This window comes from Streptosporangium sp. NPDC049046 (assembly GCF_040649155.1).
GTDB lineage: Bacteria > Actinomycetota > Actinomycetes > Streptosporangiales > Streptosporangiaceae > Streptosporangium.
Genome location: NZ_JBEZEZ010000012.1, coordinates 142344 through 165048 on the forward strand (window position 1 = coordinate 142344; position 22705 = coordinate 165048).

Here is a 22705-nt window from a genome sequence, read left to right on the forward strand (position 1 = left end):
TCGTCGTCGGTCGAGCCTCCTCGCGTCAGGAGCACCTACGAAAGGTTATGCCTTGACGTCCTCGTCTCGCGCCGCCTCCTGGGGCGGACGGCGTACGGCGCCCGGCGCGAGGGGCTCGGGGCGGCCCTTGAGCCGGTCGGAGGAGTGCAGCTGCCAGGGCACGCTGATCACCATCACGCCTGGCTGGAACAGCAGGCGGCCCTTCAGACGCAGCGCGCTCTGGTTGTGCAGGAGGTGCTCCCACCAGTGGCCGACGACGTATTCGGGAATGTAGACGCTCACCACGTCCCGGGGGGAACGGCGGCGCAGCGACTTGACGTACTCCAGGATCGGCCGGGTGATCTCGCGGTAGGGCGAGTCGAGCATCTTCAGCGGCACCGGGATGCCGCGCCGCTCCCACTCCTCCTGCAGCGCCCTGGCCTCCGGCCCCTCCACGCCCACGGTGATCGCCTCCAGCGTGGAGGGACGGGTGGCGCGGGCGTAGGCGAGAGCACGCAGGGTCGGCTTGTGGATCTTGGAGACCAGGACGATGACGTGGTTGCGCGCGGGCAGCATCGTCTCGTCCACCTGGGAGTCCTCGGCGACGGCGAGTTCGGCCGCCACGTTCTCGTAGTGGCGGTGGATGCCCTTCATCATCAGGAAGAGCACCGGCATGGCCACGCAGACGATCCAGGCCCCGTGGGTGAACTTGGTGACCAGCACCACCACCAGCACCAGGCCGGTCATGACGCCGCCGAAGAAGTTGATCGTCCGCGAGCGGTGCATCTGGTGGCGGACCCTGGGGTCGGTCTCGGTTCTCAGATGCCTGCTCCAGTGCCTGACCATGCCGATCTGGCTCAGCGTGAACGACACGAAGACGCCCACGATGTAGAGGTTGAGCAGGCGGCTGACGTCGGCGTCGAAGCCCCACAGCAGCAGGCAGGCCCCGGCGGCGAGGATCACGATGCCGTTGGAGAAGGCGAGCCGGTCGCCCCTGGTGTGCAGCTGACGGGGCAGGTAGCGGTCCTGGGCCAGGATCGAGCCGAGCACCGGAAAACCGTTGAAGGCGGTGTTGGCGGCGAGGAACAGGATCAGCGCGGTGACGGCGGCGATGAAGAAGAAGGGGAGCGAGCCGTTCCCGAAGACCGCGTCCGCCACCTGGGCGATGATCGGCTGCTGGTAGTAGTCGGGCCCGGCGGGCCGGCCGTCGATGAGGATGTCGCGGTAGGCGACGGCGGGGTCGGCGACCTTGACGCCCGAGGCGAGCGCGAGGGTGATGATGCCGACGAACATCGTCACCGAGATCAGGCCCATCATCAGCAGGGTGTTCGCGGCGTTCTTGCTCTTGGGCTTGCGGAAGGCGGGCACGCCGTTACTGATCGCCTCGACGCCGGTGAGCGCGGCACAGCCGGAGGAGAACGCGCGCAGGATCAGGAAGGCCGCCGCGAAGGAGGTGAGGTTCGTCTGCTCGGCGATGATCTCGTACCCGGAGGTGGGCGCGTGCAGCTCGTCACCGAGGATCAGCACCCGGAATCCGCCCCACGCGATCAGGCCGAGGACCGCGAACATGAAGGTGTAGGTGGGGATCGCGAAGGCCGCGCCCGACTCGCGGATACCGCGCAGGTTGACCACGGTCAGCAGCACGACGATGACGATCGCGACCAGCGTCTTGTGCTCGGCGACGTACGGGATGGTGGCGCCCACGTAGTCGACGCCGTTGGCGACCGAGACCGCGACGGTGAGCACGTAGTCGACCATCAGGGCGCTGGCGACGGTGAGACCGGCGTTCGGGCCGAGGTTGACGGTGGCGACCTCGTAGTCGCCGCCCCCGCTGGGGTAGGCGTGCACGTTCTGCCGGTACGACGCCACGACGGTGAGCATCACCACGACGACGGCGACGGCCACCCAGGGGCTGAAGTGGTAGAAGGAGAGTCCCGCGAGGGAGAGGATGACCAGGATCTCCTGCGGGGCGTACGCGACGGAGGAGAGGGCGTCACTCGCGAAAACGGGTAGCGCGATGCGCTTGGGGAGCAGTTGCTCGTGTAGCTGCGTGCTGCGCAGCGCCCGCCCGATGAAAAGGCGTTTGACAAGGTCCGTCACCTTCGACACGTCTGCAGATGCTAGCCGTTATTCCTCGGCCCCACTCACGCGGCACTCCCGGGGCGGTCCATACTGGCTGAATACATCGGGAACAAGATCCGCCTCACAGCGACCGGCGGGGGAGCATGCATATCGTGATCATGGGGTGTGGGCGGGTCGGTTCGACCCTGGCGCACATTCTTGAGGACAGCGGCCACTCGGTCGCGATCATCGACCATGACCCGCAGGCGTTCCGCCGCCTGCGGGCGGGGTTCAGGGGTCGCCGGGTGACCGGGGTCGGCTTCGACAGGGACGTCCTGGAGGAGGCGGGCATCGAGGCCGCGGCAGCCTACGTGGCGGTGAGCAGCGGAGACAACTCCAACATCATCTCCGCCAGGGTCGCCCGCGAGACGTTCGGCGTGGACAACGTCGTGGCCAGGATCTACGACTCCCGGCGCGCCGAGGTCTACCAGCGGCTGGGCATCCCCACCGTGGCCACGGTCCGCTGGACCGCCGACCAGATCCTGCGCCGCGTCCTGCCCGAGGGCGCCGAGCCGCTCTGGCGCGACCCCAGCGGGCGCGTGGTGCTGGCGGAGGTGGCCTACCACCCCGGCTGGATCGGCACCCTGACGAGGGATCTGGAGGCGGCGGCGGGCACCCGCCTGGCGTTCGTCAACCGGATCGGCGACACCCTGCTGCCCAGGAACGACTCGGTGGTGCAGGAGGGCGACATACTGCACGTCATGGCGGTCGAGGCCGACATGGACCGCATCAACAAGGTGTTGTCCGGAGCGCCGGAGAAGGAGCACTGATGCGCGTCACCATCGCCGGCGCGGGGGCGGTCGGCCGGTCGATCGCCGCCGAGCTCCTGGAGAACGGCCACGAGGTCCTGCTCGTCGACATCGACCCCAAGGCCATCAAGATCGATACCGTGCCGCGGGCGGAGTGGCTGCTCGCCGACGCCTGCGAGATCTCCTCGCTGGACGAGGCGGGCCTCGCCGACTGCCACGTGGTCATCGCCGCCAGCGGTGACGACAAGGTCAACCTGGTGGTGTCACTGCTCGCCAAGACCGAGTACGGCGTGCCTCGCGTGGTCGCCAGGATCAACCACCCCAAGAACGAGTGGCTGTTCAACGAGTCGTGGGGCGTCGACGTGGCCGTCTCGACCCCGCGCCTGCTGAGCGCGCTGGTCGAGGAGGCGGTGAGCGTCGGCGACCTGGTGCGGCTGATGACCTTCCGCCAGGGCCAGGCCAACCTGGTCGAGCTCACCCTGCCCGAGGACGCGCCGGTCGTCGGCCAGCGCGCCGGCTCGGTTCCGTGGCCCAACGACACCGCCCTGGTCGCGATCCTGCGCGAGGGCCGGGTGCTGGTGCCCACCGCCGACGACCCGCTGGAGGCCGGCGACGAGCTGATGTTCGTGGCCAGCCAGGAGGTCGAGGAGGAGCTGGCCGAGCTCCTGTCCCCGCACCGCACGCCCCGCTGAACCCACGCTCCCGCGCACCGGGCGAGCCGGTCCTCCCGCACCGCGTGCCGGGGGATCGGCGCCGGGAAGCCGTGTGTGACCTCCTGAGGGCCGGACGGGTCGCCGCCCGGCGGACCGAGAAACTCTTCGCGAAGGCGAAGGCCGGCGCGGCGGTCAGGAGGCCGCGGGCCGCACCGGGGTCCTGCCGCGGGCGAGGAGCCACACCATGGCCGCGAGCGCCGCGACCTGAAGCGGCCAGCCCATCGCGATCTTGAGGATGCCCAGCTGGGCGACCGCGTCGTCCCTGCCGATCAGATAGACGGGGAGCTGCACCGCCACCCGGATCACGCACGGGATCATCAGCAGCCAGGTGAGCCTGATGCACAACTTCACCACCGCCGGATCCGCGCGCCACGCGGTCGGGTCGCCGGTGACGGATCCGATGAGAAAGCCCACGACCGGCCACCGGGTGATGATCGACAGCAGCATGACCACGGAGTATCCGGCGTTGTAGAGGATGCCCGGCAGGAAGACGTCCTCCGCCTGGCCGGTACGGGAGGCGAAGAAGGCGCCGATGCCGATGCCGATCAAGCTGTTGATCACGAACTGCGGCGTCGAGCGTTGCACCAGCCGCACCACGAGCAGCAGCACCGCGGCCGAGATGCTCACGGTCAGGGACGGCCTCAGCTCCGAGGTGGTGATCCACATGACGGTGAAGGCGATGGTGGGCACGGCGGCCTCGATCACGCCTCGCACTCCGCCGAAGGCCTTGGCAAGCTGGCTGCGGATCGCGGCCTCGACCGTGTCGTGCGCGGCGGTCTCACCGGTGGTGGTCATCTTCTCGCTCACCGTCTTGGGATCGTCAATCACTCACGCACCGCCCGCTGGGCGCAGCTCGTATCTCGGATTGAACATGACTTTGCGGCCATCCTGCACGCTGACGAGCCCTTCCGCCAGCACCAGGCGCCCCGGCTCGATACCGGCGATCTTCCTGCGGCCCAGCCATATCAGGTCAATCACATCGGAACCATCGTAAAGCTCGGCCTCCAGTGCCGGAGCGCCTCCGCGAGGACGCAGCGTCACCGTCCGCAGCGTGCCGGTGACGCAGGAGCGGCGGCGCATACCGCAGGAGACGATGGGCGTGGCACCGTGACGATCGAGGTCCTGCTGGAGCTCGTCGGCCTCCAGTTCGTCCTGACCGGCGGTCAACCGACGGAAGAATCCCCGCAGACCGCCCTGTTTGTGCGGCTCCTGAGAACCCACGGACCTCTCCTTCACACCCGAGTCGAACCAGCGTACGCGATCCGGCCCGTCAGCGAATCTCGGCGATCTCCGGCCCCCGCTCGAACGGCTTGAGATCGGGCACCTCTCCCCCGGCGGCCTGCTGCTCCGCGGCCTGCTTAGCCTCGGGCGGCAGCCGGAGCTCGATCGCCTCCTTGGGAGCCATGGGCTCGTCGCCGCGTACCACGACCATGTCCCTGACGACACCCTCCAGCGTCTCGGCGGCCCCGGCCTCGTCGGCGGCCTTACCGCTGATCACCGCGCGCAGGAACCAGCGCGGCCCGTCCACCCCGATGTAGCGGACCGGCTGCTCGCCACCCTCCGCGGGGATCCTCGCGGCCAGCTCGACACCGAACGGCCCCTCCCGCTCCTCGGCGGTGCCTCCCGCGCCCTTGACCCCCTCGGCCAGCTCGGCCCTGACCTCGTCCCAGATCCCGCTGCGCTTGGGCGCCGCGAAGGCGTGCACCTGCAGGGCACTCCCCTCGAACAGCACCACGGCACCGACGATCTGGTCGCCGGCCAGGTTGAGCTGCACCTCGAAACCGGCGTCCACCGGCAGGCGCATGCCTCCGAGGTCGACCCGTTCGCGCTCGGGGTGGGGCTCGTCCGCGTCCCACGGCCCCGACTCCCGCGTCGGTACCCTCTCGACCTCTTCCACCGCGGCCTTGGCGGCCGGGGACTTCTCACGACGGCTGCGTCCGAACACTTCTCTCACGCTCCTTGAAGATTCACTCGTCACTCGTCACCCGCCGGGGACGGCGGCGGTCGCTCTCCGGGGCCGGGAGGATGCCCCGCCCTCGGATCGCCGGCCGTTCCGTCCACCTCGCCGGGGTCACTTCCTGTCAGTGGCCGGTGGACCCGAACCCGCCGGCGCCTCGCACCGAACCCGGCAGCCGGTCCACCTCGTGGAACGCCGCCTTCTCCACCTTCTGGATCACCAGCTGCGCGATCCGGTCTCCCCTGCGCAGCCGTACGACGCTCTTGGTGTCGGTGTTGATCAGTGTCACCTTGATCTCCCCCCGGTATCCCGCGTCGACGGTGCCGGGCGCGTTGACGAGCGTCACCCCATACCTGGAGGCCAGGCCCGAACGCGGGTGGACGAACGCGGCGTACCCGTCGGGCAGGGCGATCGCCAGCCCGGTGCCGACCACGGCTCGCTCCCCGGGGAGGAGCTCGACGTCCTCTGCGGCGTGCAGGTCGGCGCCCGCGTCGCCCGGATGGGCGTACGAAGGCGGCGGCAGGTCGGGATCGAGCCGGTGGATCAACACCTCGACGGTGTGGGTCACGGGTTCACCTCGTACTCGTGGTGCTCGTCGGCGATCTTCTGAATGTCGCCGTGCTTGGCGAAATGCTCCATGCCCACCTCGACGAAGAGGGCCGCGGCCCGCACGGCGACCGGACCGTCCGGGGAACCGATCCGGCCCTCAGCCTCAAGGTACGCCTTCCTGCCGGACATGCCGTTGCACCAGGCGCGCAAATGCAGGGCGGTGCCCACCGGAACCGGCGCGAGATAGTCGGTCTCCAGCCGGGCGGTGACGTAGGGGCGCTGGAAGAGCCACACGGACATACCGATGACCTCGTCCATCGCCGCGGCGAGCACACCGCCGTGCGCCAGGCCCGGCGCGCCCTGGTGGGTCTCCTCCACGGTGAACTCGGCGACCACCGTGATCCCGTCTGGGGTGAGAGCGGTCAGGCGCAGGCCGTTCGGGTGGTCGGCACCGCAGCCGAAGCAGCGGCTGTAGTGGGAACCGAGCGGGGTGCCGGGAGCGGGGGCGCCGGGATGCGGCGCCGGGCGGGTCGCGTCCGGCGGAGGGGTGGTCAGGGCGGAACGGGTCACGGGGCAGAACGTTACCGCCTGGGCTGCGGTGATTCCTCATTCGCCGGCTTTCCCTCCGCACCGGCCCCCGGCCCGCCGGAACCGCTGCTCGGCCCCCCGGGACCACCGGGACCCTCGGAGCCCTCGGGACCACCGGAGCCCTCGGGACCGCCGGGACCGTGAGGTTCCCCGGGATCGGGGTGTGGCGGGGCAGGTGGCAGGGCGGGCCGGGAACCAGCCCCGAGGAGCTCCGGCAGCGCGCGGTAGATCACCGCGGCCACCGGCACCGCCACGGCGGCCCCGGCGATGCCCGCCAGGATGCCGCCCACCGCGAGCACCAGAATGATCGCCAGCGGGTGGAAGTGCAGCACCCTGCCGACGATCAGCGGCTGGAGCACGTGGTTCTCCAGCTGCTGCTCCACGACCAGGATGCCGAGGAAGATCAGAGCGTAGATCGGGCCCTTGGCACCGAGGGTGACCAGGGTGGCCACCGCACCGGCGAAGAAGATTCCGACGATGGGGATGAAGCTGGCCAGGAAGATCAGCACCGCGAGCGGCGCCCAGAGCGGCACGCCCATCCCCGCGAGCACGATGCCCATGACCACACCGTGCACGGCGGCCACCGCGACCGTACCCTGCACGTAGTGCGAGAGCGTCACCCAGGCGGCCCGGCCGGCCCTGTCGACGCGGGGCGCGACGTCACCGAAGCCCTTCAGGAACCACGACCAGATCTGGTCGCCGTCCTTGAGCAGGAAGAACGTCACGAACAGCAGCAGCACGATGGAGGCGAGCACCTCCAGTGCCACCGTGGCGCCGGTGAGGACCGTCTGGGTGATCTGGTTGCGCTGGGTGGTGATCTGCCGCCCGATCTCGTCGACCCAGCTGGAGATCTGGGTCGGCTGCAGGTGCAGGGGGCCGGTGTAGAGCCAGTTCTCGACGCTCTTGACCGTCACGCGCAACTGGTCGAGGAGACCGGGGAACTCGTCGTTGGCACGCACCCCGATGATCCATCCGGTGCCGCCGAGCACGGCGAGCGCAATGATCATCGTGAGCCAGGTGGCGTAGATGGGCCGCATGCCCATCGCGCCGAACCTCCGGGTGAGCGGGAACAGCAGCGCGGTCAGCAGGAGCGCGACGGCCACCGGCAGCGCCACGATGCGCAGCGTCGCGATGAACTGCGCGAAGTAGAGGACCGCCCAGCCGATGATGATCAGGCAGAGGCTCCACATCGCGATGCGCAGCAGCGTGCGAGGCACCAGGTTGGTGAGGCGTTCCCGGTCGGATATCACATGTTCAAGACTGTCACGCCGGGAGGGTGAATGCGCGGGGGTTATCGCAGGAACACGAGACGCGATGGTTCGTCCGTGCGCCGAGTGCCGGCGCCCGTCCCGCGCCGACCCGGCGGGCGTGCGGGTGCCCATCCCGCCGGGCTGGGCACCCGCCTTGCCTGGTCGGCGACACACCCCGGCGAGATCGGCCTCCGCCCGTGACCGGGAGCCGACGCCCCTGGTCACGGGCCGACGCCCACCGATCCCGAGCCGACGCCTCCCGGTCACCACTCACCGGATGAGCGCTCACCGGCAGGGGTCAGCGCTCATCCGGCGGGCGCGAGATCACCCTGTCTTCGAGGTAGCAGCTGCAGTTGCCACATCCTGGCGGCATGCCTGTCCTCCTCTCACCTGTCCTGCCTCGACCGTACGGCAGGACGCCCCGACGGGAAGGACAGATTCGCGTGCGCGCCCGGAGCACGGATCCCGCCCGGGACCCCTCGGCCGGGCGAGGAGCCGGACCTCACCGGGAGGCGTACCTCCGCACCTCGGGCCCACTGTCAGGTGAGAGCGACCTCCACGAGCAGATCCCCCTCGCCCTCGTGGAGCACGAACTCGTCGATGACGCCCGCGCCGCACAGGTCGTCCTGCGCCTGGCGCACGAGGGCGGCCCGCGCACCGGTGACGGTCAGCCGGGAGACCTCCGCGCGCATGGAGAGGCGCGCGTCGGACTTGGCCTTGCGGACCCGGCCGAGGACCGCGGCCACCACGGGCAGCAACTCGGGGTCGCCTCCGCGCTCACCCGCCTCGGGCCAGGCGGCCCGGTGCACCGAACCCTCACGCCACCAGGACCAGACCTCCTCGGTGACGAAGGGCAGGAAGGGGGCGAACAACCGGAGCATGACGTCGAGCGCCTCGCGCAGCGCCGCGTGCGCCGAACGCGCCGCTGTGTTCTCGCCGTTCCCGCCGTTCCCGCCGTTCCCGCCGTTTCCGGTCCCGGTGTTCGCGTCGTCGTAGGCCCTCGCCTTGACCAGCTCCAGGTAGTCGTCGCAGAACTCCCAGAAGAACCGCTCGGTCCGCTCCAGCGCGCGGGTGTAGTCGTAGCCCTCGAACGCCTCGGTGGCCTCGTGGACCACCTCCGACAGCCGGGCCAGCATCGACAGGTCGATCGGCTCGGTGACCTCCCCGCCCTCCTCGCCCAGGCCGAGGACGAACCTGGAGGCGTTCAGGATCTTGATGGCCAGGCGGCGGCCGACCTTGATCTGACCGGTGTCGAACGCCGTGTCGGTGCCGGGGCGGCCGTTCGCCGCCCAGTAGCGGACCGCGTCGGAGCCGTACTGCTCCAGCAGGCCCAGCGGGGTGACCACGTTGCCCCGGGACTTGGACATCTTCTTGCGGTCGGGATCGAGGATCCACCCGGAGATCGCGACATCGCTCCAGGGCAGGGTGCCCTGCTCCAGGTGCGCGCGGACCACGGTGGAGAACAGCCAGGTCCGGATGATCTCGTGGGCCTGCGGGCGCAGGTTCATCGGGAAGACCCGCTCGAACAGGTCCTGGTCGCGCTCCCAGCCCCCGGCGATCTGCGGCGTCAGCGAGGAGGTGGCCCAGGTGTCCATCACGTCCTGGTCTCCGATGAAACCACCTGCCTTGCCGCGCTGGTCCTCGGTGTAGCCGGGCGGAACGTCGCTGGACGGGTCGATCGGCAGCGCGGACTCCGGCGGCATGATCGGCGCGGAGCGGTCGGGCTCGCCCTCGTCGTCCAGCGGGTACCAGACCGGGATGGGCACGCCGAAGAACCTCTGCCGGGAGATCAGCCAGTCGCCCGCCAGGCCCTGCACCCAGCTGTCGTAGCGGACCCGCATGTGCGGCGGGTGCCAGGAGAGCTCCGCGCCGCGTGCCAGGAGCGCGTCGCGCAGGGCGAGGTCGCGCCCTCCGTTGCGGATGTACCACTGGCGGGTGGTGACGATCTCCAGCGGCCGGTCGCCCTTCTCGTAGAACTTCACCGCGCGCCTGGTGGGCCGCGGCTCGCCCTCCATGTCACCCGAGGCGCGCAGCAGCTCCACGATCCGCTCACGGGCGCCGTGCACGGTCCTGCCCGCCAGCTCCGCGTAGGGCTCCTCCGGCACGCCCTCGGGCGCGTCCGGCAGCAGCCTGCCGTCCCAGCCGATGACGGCGCGGGTGGGCAGGTCGAGCTCGCGCCACCAGACGACGTCGGTGACGTCGCCGAAGGTGCAGATCATCGCGATGCCCGAGCCCTTGTCCGGCTCGGCCAGGTGGTGGGCGAGCACCGGCACCTCGACGCCGAACAGCGGTGTCCTGACCGTGGTGCCGAACAGGGGCCGGTAACGCTCGTCGTCCGGGTGGGCGACGAGTGCGACGCACGCGGGAAGCAGTTCGGGGCGGGTCGTCTCGATCCAGACCCGATCACCGAACCCCCTGGCCCGCTGCTCCTCCGACAGGCCGAAGCCCAGCCGGTGGAAGGCACCGGGCCACTCCCGGTCCTCCAGCTCGGCCTGGGCGACGGCGGTGCGGAAGGTGACGTCCCACAGCGTGGGCGCCTGCGCCACGTACGCCTCACCCCTGGCGAGGTTGCGCAGGAAGGCGCGCTGGGAGGCGGCCCGCGCGGCCTCGCCGATGGTGGCGTACGTCAGCGACCAGTCCACTGAGAGGCCCAGGCGGCGCCAGAGCTCCTCGAAGACCTTCTCGTCCTCGACGGTGAGCCGCTCGCACAGCTCGATGAAGTTTCCGCGGGAGATCGGGATCTGCCGTTTGGGATCGGGTCTGGCCGGGGGCTCGAACGAGGGGTCGTAGGCGATGGAGGGGTCGCAGCGCACGCCGAAGTGGTTCTGCACCCGGCGCTCGGTGGGCAGGCCGTTGTCGTCCCAGCCCATGGGGTAGAAGACCTCGCGCCCGCGCATGCGCTGGAAGCGGGCGACGGTGTCGGTGTGGGTGTAGGAGAAGACGTGGCCGACGTGGAGGGAACCGGAGACGGTCGGCGGCGGGGTGTCGATCGAGTAGATCTCCTCGCGCGTGCGCGACCTGTCGAAACGGTAGGTTCCCCCGGTCTCCCAACGGCCCGACCATACGACTTCCAGGCCGTCGAGAGTCGGTTTCTCGGGCATGGTCGCAGGGCGCGGGCGCTGATGTGTCATGCCTCCCTATGGTATGGCTTCACGCGATACGACGCTCGGGGAGACTAGTGTTCTTGGGGCGAGCCACGAAACGGGAGGACCCTATGGCCGACAAGAGCGAGAAGCAGGACATGGCGTGGAGGGCGATCGGCGGCCTCCTGGGCCTCGCCACCGCGTGGGGGGCGAAGAAGGTCATCGGGTTCGCCTGGGAGAAGACCACCGGTAAGAAGCCTCCCGTCGACAACGAGTCCCTGGAGATCAGCCTCGGCGAGGCGATCGGCTACGCCGTGGTGATGGGGGTCGGCATGCAGGTGACGCAGATCGTGGTCGCCCGCACCGCCAAGAAGCGCTACAACGCCTGGAAGGCCATGAAGGACGCGGCCAAGGACGTCACCACCTGACGGCGAGACCGTGCCCCGCCGGTGACCCCGGCCGGGGTCACCGGCGTTGCCCCGGTGTTTCAGGACCCGTCGCCCCCGGCCGCCGTCAAGGACCCGCCGCGCCGCTCGCCCTGCCCGAGGGCGGCGAGGTCGCCGTCAGGAGGACTCCGAGACTTCGGAGGGTTCCGGTGAGTCCTGGGAGCCGGATGACTCCAGTGAGGTGAGAAACTCCTTGGCCCAGCGGTCCACGTCGTAGGTGGCCACCCTGCGGCGCAGCGACCGCATCCTGCGCGACAGATCGTGCGGGGTGGCCCGCATCGCGGTCAGCATCGTCCGCTTGAGACCGTCGACGTCGTAGGGGTTGACCATGAACGCCTGGCGCAGCTCGTCGGCCGCCCCGGCGAACTCGCTGAGCACCAGCGCGCCGCGCAGGTCGTTACGGCAGGCGATGTACTCCTTGGCGACCAGGTTCATCCCGTCGCGCAGCGGCGTCACCATCATCACGTCCGCCGCGAGATAGAGCGCGGCGAGCTCGTCCCTGCCGTACGACTGGTGCATGTACTGCACGGGTTGCTGGCCGAGTTCTCCCTGCTCACCGTTGATCCGGCCGACCTGGAGTTCGATCGAGTCGCGCAGCCGTACGTACTCCTCGACCCGTTCCCTGCTCGGCGTGGCGATCTGTACGAACGCCGCCTCGCCCGGCTTGATCGCCCCCTCGGAGAGCAGCTCGCCGAACGCCTTCAGGCGCTGGCCGATGCCCTTGGTGTAGTCGAGCCTGTCCACGCCGAGCAGCAGGCACTCGGGATCACCCAGCTCCGCGCGGATCTCCCTCGCCCTGGAGATGATGTGCGGCTCCCTGACCAGGGAGTCGAGCTCGCCGAAGTCGACGGAGATGGGGAACGCCCCGGCGCGCACCACCCGGTCCCCCACGTAGATCTCGTGCTTGTGGTGCTGGAGGCCGAGCAGGCGGCGGCAGAGCCGGATGAAGTTGGACGCGCCACCGGGGCGCTGGAACCCCACCATGTCCGCGCCGAGCAGCCCTTCGACGATCTCGCGCCGCCACGGCATCTGGGAGAACAGCTCGACCGGCGGGAAGGGGATGTGCAGGAAGAAGCCGATGCGCAGGTCCGGGCGGAGCTTGCGCAGCATGGCCGGGACCAGCTGGAGCTGGTAGTCCTGGATCCACACGACGGCGTTCTCCGCGGCCTCCTGCGCGGCGGCCTCGGCGAAGCGCTCGTTGACGGCGCGGTAGGCGTCCCAGGTGACCCGGGAGTAGACGGGCGTGGCGACCACGTCGTGGTAGAGCGGCCAGAGGGTGGCGTTGGAGAAGCCCTCGTAGTAGAGCTCGACCTCGGACCTGGACAGCGGGACGGGGACGAGCTGCATCCCGTCGTGCTCGAAGGGTTCGAGGGTCTCGTCGGGAGCGCCGTGCCAGCCGACCCAGGCCCCCTCCCTGCGCTGCAGGACGGGGGCGATCGCGGTGACGAGGCCGCCGGGGCTACGCCTCCACATGTCCTCCCCGACGCGGTCGACGGGCAGGCGGTTGGCGACGATCACAAATGCGCTGCGGCCCAGCACAAATTCCTCCAGGTAGTCGGGGGCTTACTGAACTAACTACCCGTTTGCGAGGTTTCTATGGCTTACCTGGTGGAAGGGGTCGGTGAACCCTCAGATCGGCCCGTACGACCTCGCCGAGCTTCTTCGTGGCGGCGCGGTTGAGGAATCCTCCGGCCACGGCGCCCGTGAGGAACGGGCCGAAGGTGGTGAGGTGGCGTCCGAGGGTGCGCATCAGCCTGTTGCGCAGGGCCGTCTTGGCCGCGGTGCCCAGGGCGACGGTCATCGTCCCCGGCGCCATGGGGTCGACGCCGCGCTGCTTGGACCAGGCCATCGCGAAGGCCATGGCGCGCTGGGAGCCGGTGCCCGGCACCTGGATCCCGTACACCTCGTGGAGTTCGGCGATGAGCTTGACCTCGATCGCGGCCACGACAAGGGTCTCGGCGACGAGCTGGGCGGGGGCGGAGAGCAGGAGAGGGGGAGCTGCGAACTCGGCGGCGGCGACGGCCCCGCCGATCGCCCCGACCGTCATGGTTCCCTTGGTCGCGGTGCGTACCAGGTCGTCGGCGAGCGCCTCGGAGGTGAGGCCGCGGTGATGCTCGGAAAGGGTCTGCAGGTCGCGGATGGGGATGCGGGGCGCCACGGCCATGAACACGTCGGTCAGCCAGCGACCCCGGTTCTCTCCCGACGCCTTGGCCCTCTTCGCCCCTCGCGCCAGTGATCTCGTGAGGCGGCCGAGCAACTTTCGCCGCTCGGCCGCGTCCATGTCGCCCGGCTCGGCGAGCCTGCCAACGAGCTCGGCCACCTCTTGGTCGGATCGGCCGGTGCCGTCGGCCGCGGCCGCTCCGTGATCGGGACGGCTTTCCGGGGTCGTCCTGCGATCGGGACCGCCTTCCGGGGTCGCCTCCCGCCCGGCCTCGTCGCGGGGGGCCGCTCTGTGATCAGGCGCGCCGTCCGACTCCTCGGCCGTGGAGTCGTCCGGCGCGGCACCGCTCTGCCTGTTCTCTGACGTCATGTCTCGGAACCTCCTCAAGGCTGTCCTGGGGCCCTACCCGTACTTGGAAGAGCACACCTCGGACAGGCCATCGGAATCATCTCAAGCCGCGCATTCCCGGCATATCTGCTGGCCGTTCTTCTCAACGGCGAGTTGACTGCGGTGGTGCACCAGGAAGCAGCGCGCGCAGGTGAACTCGTCGGCCTGACGAGGAATCACCCGGAGCGAGAGTTCCTCGTTCGACAGGTCCGCGCCCGGCAGTTCGAGCGACTCGGCCAGATCGGTCTCGTCGATGTCGATACTGCCCGAGGACTTGTCGGTACGGCGGGCCTGCAGTTCCTGAAGACTGTCCTCACTGAGGTCGTCGTCGGTCTTGCGTGGGCTGTCGTAATCGGTAGCCATCGGTCTGATCCATCCCCCTCATCTATCTGTCTGCGCTGACTCGCGCGTGTGTAACGCTTGGGAGGCACGACTTGTGCCCGATCCGCCAGAGAGATTCCTGCTTCGGTACCCCGCCGGAATGGTCACTGAACCTCCCTACACGTGAGGGACGTACTGCCAATGGCCACGGTTAGCCAAATATGGCGTAAACCACAGCATCGGCGGCATGCACCACCGTGTTCGACGGCACATCCAACCACATGTACGGCGTGAACGAGACGCCCCCCGCCGGATCAACGTGACTGAAGTCGCACGGTGACCACGAGACCCCCTCCGTCCCTGGGTACGGCGGTCACGTTGCCCCCGTGGGCGCGCACGACCGCGCGCACGATGGAGAGCCCGAGCCCCGCCCCCTTGTCGGAGTCGACCCGGTCGGCATTGAGCCGCCTGAACGGCTCGAAAAGGCTGTTCACCTCGTACGCGGGCACATGCGATCCCGTGTTGGCCACCTGAACAACCAACGCCCCCTCCACCATTCCCGTCCTCACCCACAGGCGTCCGGAATCAGGGAGATTGTGCTTTATCGCGTTCTCCACCAGGTTGGCCACGCACCGCTCGAGCAGCACCGGATCCCCGACGGTCTCGGCGCCCCGAAGGTCGGGGATCACCGTGACCCCGGCCTTGTCGGCCCGCGCGGCGAGCTGGTCGACGACGGTCTCGGCCACGTCCTTCATGTCCACCGGCTTGCGCACGCTCAGCTCGCGCTCGCTGCGGGCGAGCAGCAACAGGCCCTCGATCAGGCGCTCGTTGCGGGCGTTCACCTCCAGGAGCGTGCGGCCCAGCGCCTTCAGGTCACCCGACGCCTCCGGATCGCCCAGGGCGATCTCCAGGACCGTCCGGTTGATCGTCAGGGGGGTGCGCAGCTCGTGCGAGGCGTTGGCCACGAATCTTCGTTGTGTGTCGAAGGCCACATTCAGCCTGGTGAGCATCGCGTCGAAGGTGTCGGCCAGCTCCTTCAGCTCGTCGTCGGGACCCTTGAGGTCGATCCGCTCGTGGGCGAGCGTGGAGCCCGACAGCTTGCGTGCCGTGGCGGTCATCTGCTGGATGGGCTTGAGCGCCCGGTCGGCGACGATGTAGCCGATGATGACGGCGAGGATGCCGACCCCCAGCAGGGCGAGCAGCGAGCGGGCCAGCAGCTCCCGCTGCGCCCCGGTGATCGCGACGTGCTGCTGCCAGTACCACTGCCGCTTGATCTCTGTCGCCAACTGCGGCCCCACAAGCCCGTCCAGGTCGGACGGGAAGGGCGGCCACGCCCCGTAGAGCGCCCAGCCCACCAGGAGGTAGATCACGGCCAGCAGCAGGGCGCCGGCCGTGAAGAACAGCACGGCGTAGGTGATGGTGAGCCGCCACCGGATGCTGATCCGGTCGATGATCGACCTCAGCCGCTCCAGCGGCGTCCTCTCCATCGGGGCGGCGCCCGCCGGGGGCGGCCCGTCCCAGGCCGGCGGGCCGGTCGGCGGCGGGGGCTGCTCGTCCTGCCTCCGCTCTCCGGCGGGCCCGGACTCCAGCCGCTCGTTCTTCCAGGCGCCCCGCTCGGAGTGAGGGCTGATCATCGGATGGGTCGGCACCGTGTCGCGGTTCTCTCCCACCGGGACGAACGTCGGGCGTTCCTCTCCCCCACCTGCCGGAGCGTTCACAGCTTGTACCCGACCCCTGGCACCGTCTCGATCACCTGGGGCTCGCCCAGTTTCTTCCTCAGCGTCATCATGGTGACGCGCACGACGTTGGTGAACGGGTCGATGTTCTCGTCCCACGCCTTGTCCAGCAGGTCCTCCTGGCTGACGACCGCGCCCTCGGCGCGCATCAGCTCCTCCAGGACCGCGAACTCCTTCTTGGTGAGCGCGACCTCCGCGCCGTCCCTGGTCACCAGCCGCTTGCCCGGATCCAGACGCACCCCGGAGCGCTCGAGCACCGGCGGCAGCGCCGGGGCGGAACGACGGCCGAGCGCCCGCACCCGCGCCACCAGCTCGACGAACACGAAGGGCTTGGCCAGATAGTCGTCGGCCCCCAGCCCCAGCCCCTCCACCTTGTCGTCGACGTCGCCGGAGGCGGTCAGCATGAGGATCCTGGAGGCGGTGCGCGAGGCCACCAGGCGACGGCAGACCTCGTCGCCGTGGACCTTGGGCAGATCCCTGTCCAGGACGATCACGTCGTAGTCGATGTAACCCGTCCGCTCCAGCGCCCCCGCACCGTCGTAGGCCACGTCCACGGCCATCGCCTCGCGCCGGAGCCCGGTCGCGATCGCGTCGGCGAGCACCCGCTCATCCTCGACCACAAGCACTCGCATGGCCTATGGCACCTCCCGTCACATTCCCAGAGCAGCCGCTGGGACGGCCTCCCCATTCTCCCCTCACCACCCGTAAGCACACGGTAAGCCCTTCACAGGAGGGGGCACTCCATGTGATGTCGGAAACACGCAGGTTTAGCGCCTGGTTCACCCTGGGTACAGCCGGTTCCAGTCTCCATAACGGTATCCTCCGTTCCCCATGAGCCCGTGAGAAAGAAGGTGAAGATGGGCGAGTTCACCGCCACAATCGAACACCGCCTCGACCAGGCATACAAGAACTTGCAGGAGGCCAGGTCCTCCGGCGACGACTACCTCGCCGACACCTTCACCGCCGAGATCGAGGATCTCCGCCGTCTGGCCACAGATAACGGCGTCCCCGTCCAGCGCTGATGGGAAGGAGCCCTCCGGCCTACCGCCGGGGGGCTCTTTCACGTCCTCACCCGGCCCACCTCATCCGAGGGGACCGGCCCTCGTGAAGGTCAGGCGTCGCGTTCCGGGTCGAGCGGGAGCAGCAGGTCGTGCAGCTCCTCGAACAGGCCGGGGGCCGCGCACAGCAGAAGACCGGGATTGGCCGGCCTGCCCTCAAGCCCGCCGACCCTCGCCCCGGCCTCCGCGGCGATGAGGCCGCCGGCCCCGTAGTCCCAGTACTGAGGACCGCGCTCGTAGTAGCCGTCCACCCGCCCCGCCGCCACCGAACACAGGTCGGAGGCCGCCGAGCCGCCCCTGCGGATGTCGCGCACGCGCGGCAGCACGTGGCGGAGCACCTCGGCCTGCACCTCGCGCCGCCCGCTCTCGTAGCCGAACCCGGTGGCGATCAGCGCCCGATCCAGCGGCACCCCGGTGTTGCAGCTCAGCCGCTCTCCGGCCAGCCAGGCTCCCCCGCCCTTGACGGCGGTGAACACCTCGCCGCGGGGCACGACGTTCACCGCTCCCGCGATCACCTCGCCGTCCGCCTCGACCGCGATGCTGACCGCCCACTCGGGCACCCCGTACAGGAAGTTGACCGTCCCGTCGATCGGGTCGACGATCCAGCGGATCCTGCCCTCGCCGGTCGCGCCGCCCTCCTCGCCGAGGATCGCGTCGTCGGGCCTGACGGCCTTGATCCTGTCGCGGATGAGCTCCTCCGAGGCCCGGTCGAGGGCGGTCACCACGTCGGTGGGGCTGGACTTGGTGACCAGCACCTCGGGCCGGGCCGGCCGCTTGGCCAGCAGCATCTCACCGGCCTCTCTGGCGATCTCCTCCGTCAGCCGCCCGAAGGTCACGGCGCTGTCCACGATCCCCTCACCACTCTCGCTCATTCGGGCGGGTCCTCCTTGACGGGACCCGCCCTCCCACATGCCCGGCCGGACGTACGGCAGTCCTCGCCGCCCCGCCGAAATCTGGGTCCATCCTCGTCGTTTTCGGCACGGTGGGCGGTGATCGCCCGCCGTGCCGGGGTCACGACGGGTTCGCGACGAGCTCAGACGGGCTCACGACAGCGACTCCGGGCGCTTCCACTCGCGCCCGAGGACATGCTGATCGAGAAAGGCCAGAACCGTTTCATACCAGACGACCGCATTGCCCGGTTTGAGCACCCAGTGGTTCTCGTCGGGGAAGTACAGGAACTTCGACTCCACCTCCGAGCGCTGCAGGTCCCACCACAGGCGAAGCGCCTCCCCGATGGGGACCCGGTAGTCCTTGTCGCCGTGGATGACCAGCATCGGGGTGGAGATGTTCTCCAGTGACCGGTGCGGGGAGAGCTTCGCGTACAGGCCGGTGCCCGGGGAGCCGAACTCCCGCTGCCAGTACATGGACGCGTCGGTGGTCCCCGCGAACTGGTCGAGGTTCCACAGCGAGGCGTGGGTGACGATCGCCCTGAACCTGCCGGTGTGCCCGGCGACCCAGTTGGCCATGTAGCCGCCGAACGAGCCGCCCATCGCCGCGGTCCTGGTGGGATCGAGCTCGGGGAGTTCCAGGGCGGCGTCGGTGATCGCCATCAGGTCGGCGTGGGTGCGCGGCCCCCAGTCGGCCCAGCCGCGCCGGATCATGTCCGGCCCGTAGCCGGTGGACAGGCACGGATCGGGCAGCAGCACGGCGTACCCGTGCTGGGCCATGATCCACGGGTTCCAGCGCCAGGACCAGTCGTTCCAGCTGCCCAGCGGGCCACCGTGGATCCACAGCAGGAGCGGTGCGGGGTTCTTCGCGGAGGCCTCCTCGGGCACCACCAGCCAGGCCCTGATCTCCGCGCCGTCGTCGGCGGTCGCGGTGACCTCGGTGAGCGTGCCCGGCAGCTCCAGGTCGGGGACGGGAGAGGTCAGCTTCTCCACGGTCCCGTCCCGCGCCACCCTGACCGGGGCCGCGGGCGCGTCCACGGCCCCGCGCAGCGCGTAGACGGCGCCGTCGGGCGCGACGTTGAGCGAGCTGTAGGCGGCGTTGTCGAGGGTGAGCCGCTCCGGCGCGCTCCCGTCGGCCGGGACGCGGAAGATCGGACGGCGGCCGTGGTCGTCGGCGACCACGAACAGCGAGCGGGAGTCGGGCGCCCAGACCATGTCGGACGGCCAGAGCCCGCCGCCCGCAGAGTGGCCCTCCCCGGTGGCCAGGTCGACGATCCACAGGGTGCTCTCGGGGATCCGCTCGGTGTCGGCGTGGTTGTTCCGTACGCACGCGACCAGACGCCCGTCCGGAGAGATCCTCACCGGCCCGTCGAAGTCGTGGTCGTCGGCGGCGGCCAGGACCCGCCGGGCGCCGCCGTCGGCGGTGTCGATGGCGACCAGTTCGAAGCGGAGCTCGCCCTGCGGCATCGACACGCCCCAGGTCGTCACGACCGTGGAGCCGTCCGGCGCCACGTCGCAGGCGCTGTGGCTCGACAGTGCCTTGCCCGGCTGCGGGGTGAGGTCCCTCACCTCGGTCAGCCGCTCGCCGTCGCCCAGGGTGCCGGCGAACAGCCGAGGCTCTCCGGGGCCGAGGTCGTGATCCCAGTAGCGCACCGGGTAGCTCTCGTGCAGGATCGCGCTGATTCCCGCGTCCTTACGTGTCTTGCGCCGCTCGGCCTCGCCCGCCTCGTCACCGGGGAGCACGTCGGAGCAGAAGACCACGGTCCCGCCGCCGATCGCGAACCCGGCGACGCCTCCTGGCCTGGAGGCGATCTGGCGGGCCTCTCCTCCCGTCGCGGGCAGCAGCCAGAGGGCGGGAACCTCCTCGTCCGCCTCCTTCACGGTCGGGTCGGGACGGCGCGAGGCGAAGAGCAGGTCGCCCTCCGGCGTGAACTCGGCCCCGGTCTCGCCCTTGACGGATCTGGTCAGCCGGTACGGCCGGCGGCCGTCGAGAGGGATCTCCCACAGGGAGGTCCCGTAGGATCTTCCGTCGGGATTAAGCGCCTGCACCACGCTGACCAGGCGTACTCCATCGGGGGATAGCCGCAGGGATGTCACCCGCGGCACGCCGACATAATCGCGGATGTCGTTAAATGGGGTCACGGTTTCGAACTTACCTCGGCGATCGTCTCCGAACACGCCTCCGAACACGCATCCACAAACCTTGTTGATAACGAAGTCCTCAAGGTGACCATGCAAGAGGACACCCCGGCATGCGGTTTGATAAATGCCATGGGGAATTACGACGCGCTTCTCGTCGTCTCGTTCGGGGGGCCGGAGAAACCAGATGACGTCATGCCGTTCCTGGAGAACGTGGTCAGGGGCCGGGGGATCCCGCGCGAGCGGCTGCTGGAGGTCGAGGCGCACTACCAGCGCTTCGGCGGCGCCAGCCCGATCAACCAGCAGTGCCGTGACCTGATCGCGGCCGTGGAGCCGACGATCGACCTCCCGGTCTACTGGGGCAACCGCAACTGGCATCCCTACCTGGAGGACACGCTTCGCCAGATGGCCTCGGACGGGGTGCGCAGGGCCGCGGCCTTCGTCACCGCCGCCTACAGCTCGTACTCGGCCTGCCGTCAGTACATCGACGACATCGCGCTCGCCAGGGCCGCGGTCGAGGGTGCCCCGGAGGTCGTCAAACTCCGGCACTACTTCGACCATCCCGGGTTCGTCGCGGCGATGGCCGACCACACCCGTGAGGCCCTGGACCGGCTGCCCGCCGAGCTCAGGGATCGCGCGCGGCTGGTCTTCACCGCCCACAGCATCCCGACCTCGATGGCCGCGACGGCCGGTCCCGGCGGCGGCGCGTACGAGGCGCAGCTGCGCCGGGCCGCGGAGCTGGTCACCGCCGAGGTGGGCGGCGGCAGGCAGTGGGACCTGGTCTGGCAGAGCCGGAGCGGCGCCCCGCACATCCCGTGGCTGGAACCCGACGTCTGCGACCATCTGCTCGCGGTCGACGCCCTCGCGGTCGTGCTGGTGCCGATCGGCTTCGTCTCCGACCACATGGAGGTCGTCTACGACCTCGACGTCGAGGCCGCCGAGACCGCGAAGAAGATCGGCCTGCCGCTGGTCAGGGCCACCACGGCCGGGACCCACCCGCGCTTCGTCTCGATGGTCGGAGAGCTGCTCGCCGAGCCGGAGCCGGTGGCGTGCGCGGCCACCTGCTGCCCGGCCCCGCCACGCCGCCGCGGGTAGCCACGAGGGCGCGGGCCGATCACGGAACGGCCGCCAAACCCCGAAGATCACCGGTGCGGGCGTCCACGGGACGGCCGGTGATCACGGGCGTGGACGTCCCCGGGGCCGCGGCCGGTCCCGGGTGCCTCGCCGGGGCCTCAGGGGTAGGCGGCGGCGTAGCCGCGGGAGATGCCCATGACCTTGGCGACGTACGACCAGGAGTGGTTGTAGAACCAGATGGCCTTCTCCAGCTTCTTGCCGCCCTTGCCCGCCCCGTTGGCGCACAGGTAGTTGGCCGCGCCGGGGACCGCGTCGTACGGGTTCCAGATGTCGGCGACGCCGTCGCCGTCTCCGTCCACGCCGTAGGCCTTCCAGGTGGCGGGCATGAACTGCATCGGTCCCAGCGCGCCCGCGGAGGAGGGGCCGTTGTTTCGCCCGTGTGAGCTCTCCACCTGGCCGATCGCGGCCAGGACCGTCCAGGAGAGCCCCGGGCAGACCTCGGCCGCCTTGCGGTAGAGCTCCAGGTAGCTACCTGGCCTGCCGACCGTGACCTGCCGCACCTTGCCGGTTCCCGCCGTCTTGGCGCCGGCGGTCTTCGCGGCGGGCTCGCGGGCGCTCTTCCTGGCACCGCCGACGGCGACCACCTGGGAACCCGGGCTCAGCAGCCTGCCCACCCGTGTCCTGAGGACGGTGGAGGCCTTCTCGGGGCCGTGCACGAGCAGCGCCACGCCGGGCAGCAGCCCCAGCCTGCGGCCGGTCTCCTCCCCGACGATGCCGTCCACGCCGGGCAGGCCGAACGAGGCGGAGGCCGCGGCCCGCAGCCGGGGACCGCCGTCCACCTGGTACTCCGAGCCGAGGACCAGGCCGAGGCGGCGCGCCGCCGAGTTGTCGGCGACGAGCTCCCCCTTGGCGAGGGCGTCCCAGATCCTCTGCTGGTCGGCGATGTTTTTGGGTGCCCAGGTGCGGAAGCGGGCGGGGTCGACGGCGATGAGGTTGAGCCCGACCCCGGACACCTTGACCGCCCCGCCGTCGAAGGAGTCGATCTTCTGGACGTGCTTGAGCCGGGAGATGTCCTCCTTGGTCTGCTCGGTCAGCGTCGAGGGGGAGATGACCAGCAGCCGGGGCGGGGTGAGGGTGAGATCGGAGGCGCCCGTCGCGCCCGGCTCGGGGGCGGAGCCCTGTCCGCCTCCTGTCCCCTGGGAGACGGGGTCGCGCGGGGCCTGGCCGTCCCCCACGGGAACGGCCGGGGTCGTCGGGTCGGGTTCCGCCGGGCTCACCGGGACCGCGGGAGGGCTCGCCACCGGCGCGATCGCCGCCAGGTCGCGAACGCGGGACTCCACCACGGCGCCTCCCGCGGAGGTGGCGGGAGCGGCGGGGCGACCGGCGTTGATCATCGCGAGGGCGACGCCGCCGAGGGCGAGGAGGGCGGTGATCGCGACCACTACTGGGACAAACAGCCGCAACCCGGGAAGACGTGACACCGCGCTCACGTTAGCTCCAACGGACC

Annotated in this window: 21 protein-coding genes; 5 read left to right on the forward strand and 16 right to left on the reverse strand. The window is 70.1% G+C overall.

Annotated features, from left to right (window positions below; all coding sequences use genetic code 11):
- Nucleotides 1-45 precede the first annotated feature (45 nt).
- Complete coding sequence (locus AB0B96_RS19200; RefSeq protein WP_362900285.1) at nucleotides 46-2088, reverse strand: APC family permease; 2043 nt, start codon at nucleotides 2086-2088, stop codon at nucleotides 46-48.
- A gap of 116 nt (nucleotides 2089-2204) precedes the next feature.
- Here AB0B96_RS19200 and AB0B96_RS19205 point away from each other — a divergent pair, with 116 nt between their 5' ends.
- Entirely contained in the window at nucleotides 2205-2870 is a 666-nt protein-coding gene (locus AB0B96_RS19205; RefSeq protein ID WP_362900287.1) for a TrkA family potassium uptake protein, read from the forward strand.
- Nucleotides 2870-3541, forward strand: a complete 672-nt coding sequence (locus tag AB0B96_RS19210; protein ID WP_350946653.1) for a TrkA family potassium uptake protein — start codon at nucleotides 2870-2872, stop codon at nucleotides 3539-3541. The genes AB0B96_RS19205 and AB0B96_RS19210 overlap by 1 nt, the downstream gene beginning before the upstream one ends.
- 153 nt (nucleotides 3542-3694) lie before the next feature.
- Here AB0B96_RS19210 and AB0B96_RS19215 read toward each other — a convergent pair whose 3' ends face one another.
- The 7 genes from AB0B96_RS19215 to valS all read right to left on the reverse strand — a co-directional run bounded on the left by AB0B96_RS19215 (nucleotide 3695) and on the right by valS (nucleotide 11037).
- Complete coding sequence (locus AB0B96_RS19215) at nucleotides 3695-4357, reverse strand: DUF3159 domain-containing protein (protein WP_350946850.1); 663 nt, start codon at nucleotides 4355-4357, stop codon at nucleotides 3695-3697.
- A gap of 33 nt (nucleotides 4358-4390) precedes the next feature.
- On the reverse strand, nucleotides 4391-4783 hold the full coding sequence (locus tag AB0B96_RS19220; protein ID WP_350946652.1) for an OB-fold nucleic acid binding domain-containing protein: 393 nt from the start codon (nucleotides 4781-4783) through the stop codon (nucleotides 4391-4393).
- Nucleotides 4784-4832: 49 nt separating this feature from the next.
- Nucleotides 4833-5516, reverse strand: a complete 684-nt coding sequence (locus tag AB0B96_RS19225; protein ID WP_362900290.1) for a DUF3710 domain-containing protein — start codon at nucleotides 5514-5516, stop codon at nucleotides 4833-4835.
- 127 nt (nucleotides 5517-5643) lie between these two features.
- Nucleotides 5644-6087, reverse strand: a complete 444-nt coding sequence (gene dut, locus AB0B96_RS19230; RefSeq protein ID WP_362900292.1) for a dUTP diphosphatase — start codon at nucleotides 6085-6087, stop codon at nucleotides 5644-5646.
- Nucleotides 6084-6638: a PaaI family thioesterase gene (locus AB0B96_RS19235; RefSeq protein WP_362900294.1), complete on the reverse strand. Its 555-nt coding sequence runs from the start codon at nucleotides 6636-6638 to the stop codon at nucleotides 6084-6086. Before AB0B96_RS19235 ends, dut begins: the two co-directional genes overlap by 4 nt.
- An 11-nt stretch (nucleotides 6639-6649) precedes the next feature.
- A complete protein-coding gene (locus tag AB0B96_RS19240) occupies nucleotides 6650-7906 on the reverse strand; it encodes an AI-2E family transporter (protein WP_362900296.1) in 1257 nt (418 codons plus the stop codon).
- A gap of 539 nt (nucleotides 7907-8445) precedes the next feature.
- Nucleotides 8446-11037 carry a valine--tRNA ligase gene (valS, locus tag AB0B96_RS19245; RefSeq protein WP_362900298.1) on the reverse strand — a complete coding sequence of 864 codons (2592 nt, stop codon included), beginning with the start codon at nucleotides 11035-11037 and terminating at the stop codon, nucleotides 8446-8448.
- Nucleotides 11038-11120: 83 nt separating this feature from the next.
- On the opposite strand from valS, the gene AB0B96_RS19250 reads away from it, so the two are divergent.
- Nucleotides 11121-11417 (forward strand): DUF4235 domain-containing protein, encoded by a 297-nt coding sequence (locus AB0B96_RS19250; RefSeq protein ID WP_362508873.1) that lies wholly within the window; start codon nucleotides 11121-11123, stop codon nucleotides 11415-11417.
- 135 nt (nucleotides 11418-11552) lie between these two features.
- Here AB0B96_RS19250 and AB0B96_RS19255 read toward each other — a convergent pair whose 3' ends face one another.
- The 5 genes from AB0B96_RS19255 to AB0B96_RS19275 all read right to left on the reverse strand — a co-directional run bounded on the left by AB0B96_RS19255 (nucleotide 11553) and on the right by AB0B96_RS19275 (nucleotide 16672).
- Nucleotides 11553-12974, reverse strand: a complete 1422-nt coding sequence (locus tag AB0B96_RS19255; protein ID WP_362900300.1) for a trehalose-6-phosphate synthase — start codon at nucleotides 12972-12974, stop codon at nucleotides 11553-11555.
- Between the two features lie 55 nt (nucleotides 12975-13029).
- Nucleotides 13030-13965 carry a hypothetical protein gene (locus AB0B96_RS19260; RefSeq protein ID WP_362900302.1) on the reverse strand — a complete coding sequence of 312 codons (936 nt, stop codon included), beginning with the start codon at nucleotides 13963-13965 and terminating at the stop codon, nucleotides 13030-13032.
- Between the two features lie 81 nt (nucleotides 13966-14046).
- Nucleotides 14047-14346, reverse strand: coding sequence for a DUF4193 domain-containing protein (locus AB0B96_RS19265; protein WP_030914836.1), 300 nt, complete (start codon nucleotides 14344-14346; stop codon nucleotides 14047-14049).
- 272 nt (nucleotides 14347-14618) lie between these two features.
- Nucleotides 14619-16022 carry a HAMP domain-containing sensor histidine kinase gene (locus AB0B96_RS19270; RefSeq protein WP_362900304.1) on the reverse strand — a complete coding sequence of 468 codons (1404 nt, stop codon included), beginning with the start codon at nucleotides 16020-16022 and terminating at the stop codon, nucleotides 14619-14621.
- Nucleotides 16019-16672 carry a response regulator transcription factor gene (locus tag AB0B96_RS19275; protein WP_350946642.1) on the reverse strand — a complete coding sequence of 218 codons (654 nt, stop codon included), beginning with the start codon at nucleotides 16670-16672 and terminating at the stop codon, nucleotides 16019-16021. Before AB0B96_RS19275 ends, AB0B96_RS19270 begins: the two co-directional genes overlap by 4 nt.
- A 207-nt stretch (nucleotides 16673-16879) precedes the next feature.
- On the opposite strand from AB0B96_RS19275, the gene AB0B96_RS19280 reads away from it, so the two are divergent.
- A complete protein-coding gene (locus AB0B96_RS19280; RefSeq protein ID WP_350946858.1) occupies nucleotides 16880-17062 on the forward strand; it encodes a hypothetical protein in 183 nt (60 codons plus the stop codon).
- Between the two features lie 89 nt (nucleotides 17063-17151).
- Here AB0B96_RS19280 and AB0B96_RS19285 read toward each other — a convergent pair whose 3' ends face one another.
- Together AB0B96_RS19285 and AB0B96_RS19290 are read right to left on the reverse strand one after the other, a co-directional pair.
- Nucleotides 17152-17970: an inositol monophosphatase family protein gene (locus AB0B96_RS19285; RefSeq protein ID WP_362900306.1), complete on the reverse strand. Its 819-nt coding sequence runs from the start codon at nucleotides 17968-17970 to the stop codon at nucleotides 17152-17154.
- A gap of 171 nt (nucleotides 17971-18141) precedes the next feature.
- Complete coding sequence (locus AB0B96_RS19290; RefSeq protein WP_362900308.1) at nucleotides 18142-20127, reverse strand: S9 family peptidase; 1986 nt, start codon at nucleotides 20125-20127, stop codon at nucleotides 18142-18144.
- Between the two features lie 129 nt (nucleotides 20128-20256).
- Here AB0B96_RS19290 and AB0B96_RS19295 point away from each other — a divergent pair, with 129 nt between their 5' ends.
- Complete coding sequence (locus AB0B96_RS19295; RefSeq protein WP_362900310.1) at nucleotides 20257-21219, forward strand: ferrochelatase; 963 nt, start codon at nucleotides 20257-20259, stop codon at nucleotides 21217-21219.
- Between the two features lie 137 nt (nucleotides 21220-21356).
- Here the strand turns inward: AB0B96_RS19295 and AB0B96_RS19300 are convergent, their stop codons facing one another.
- On the reverse strand, nucleotides 21357-22679 hold the full coding sequence (locus AB0B96_RS19300) for a lytic murein transglycosylase (protein WP_362900312.1): 1323 nt from the start codon (nucleotides 22677-22679) through the stop codon (nucleotides 21357-21359).
- Nucleotides 22680-22705 lie beyond the last annotated feature (26 nt).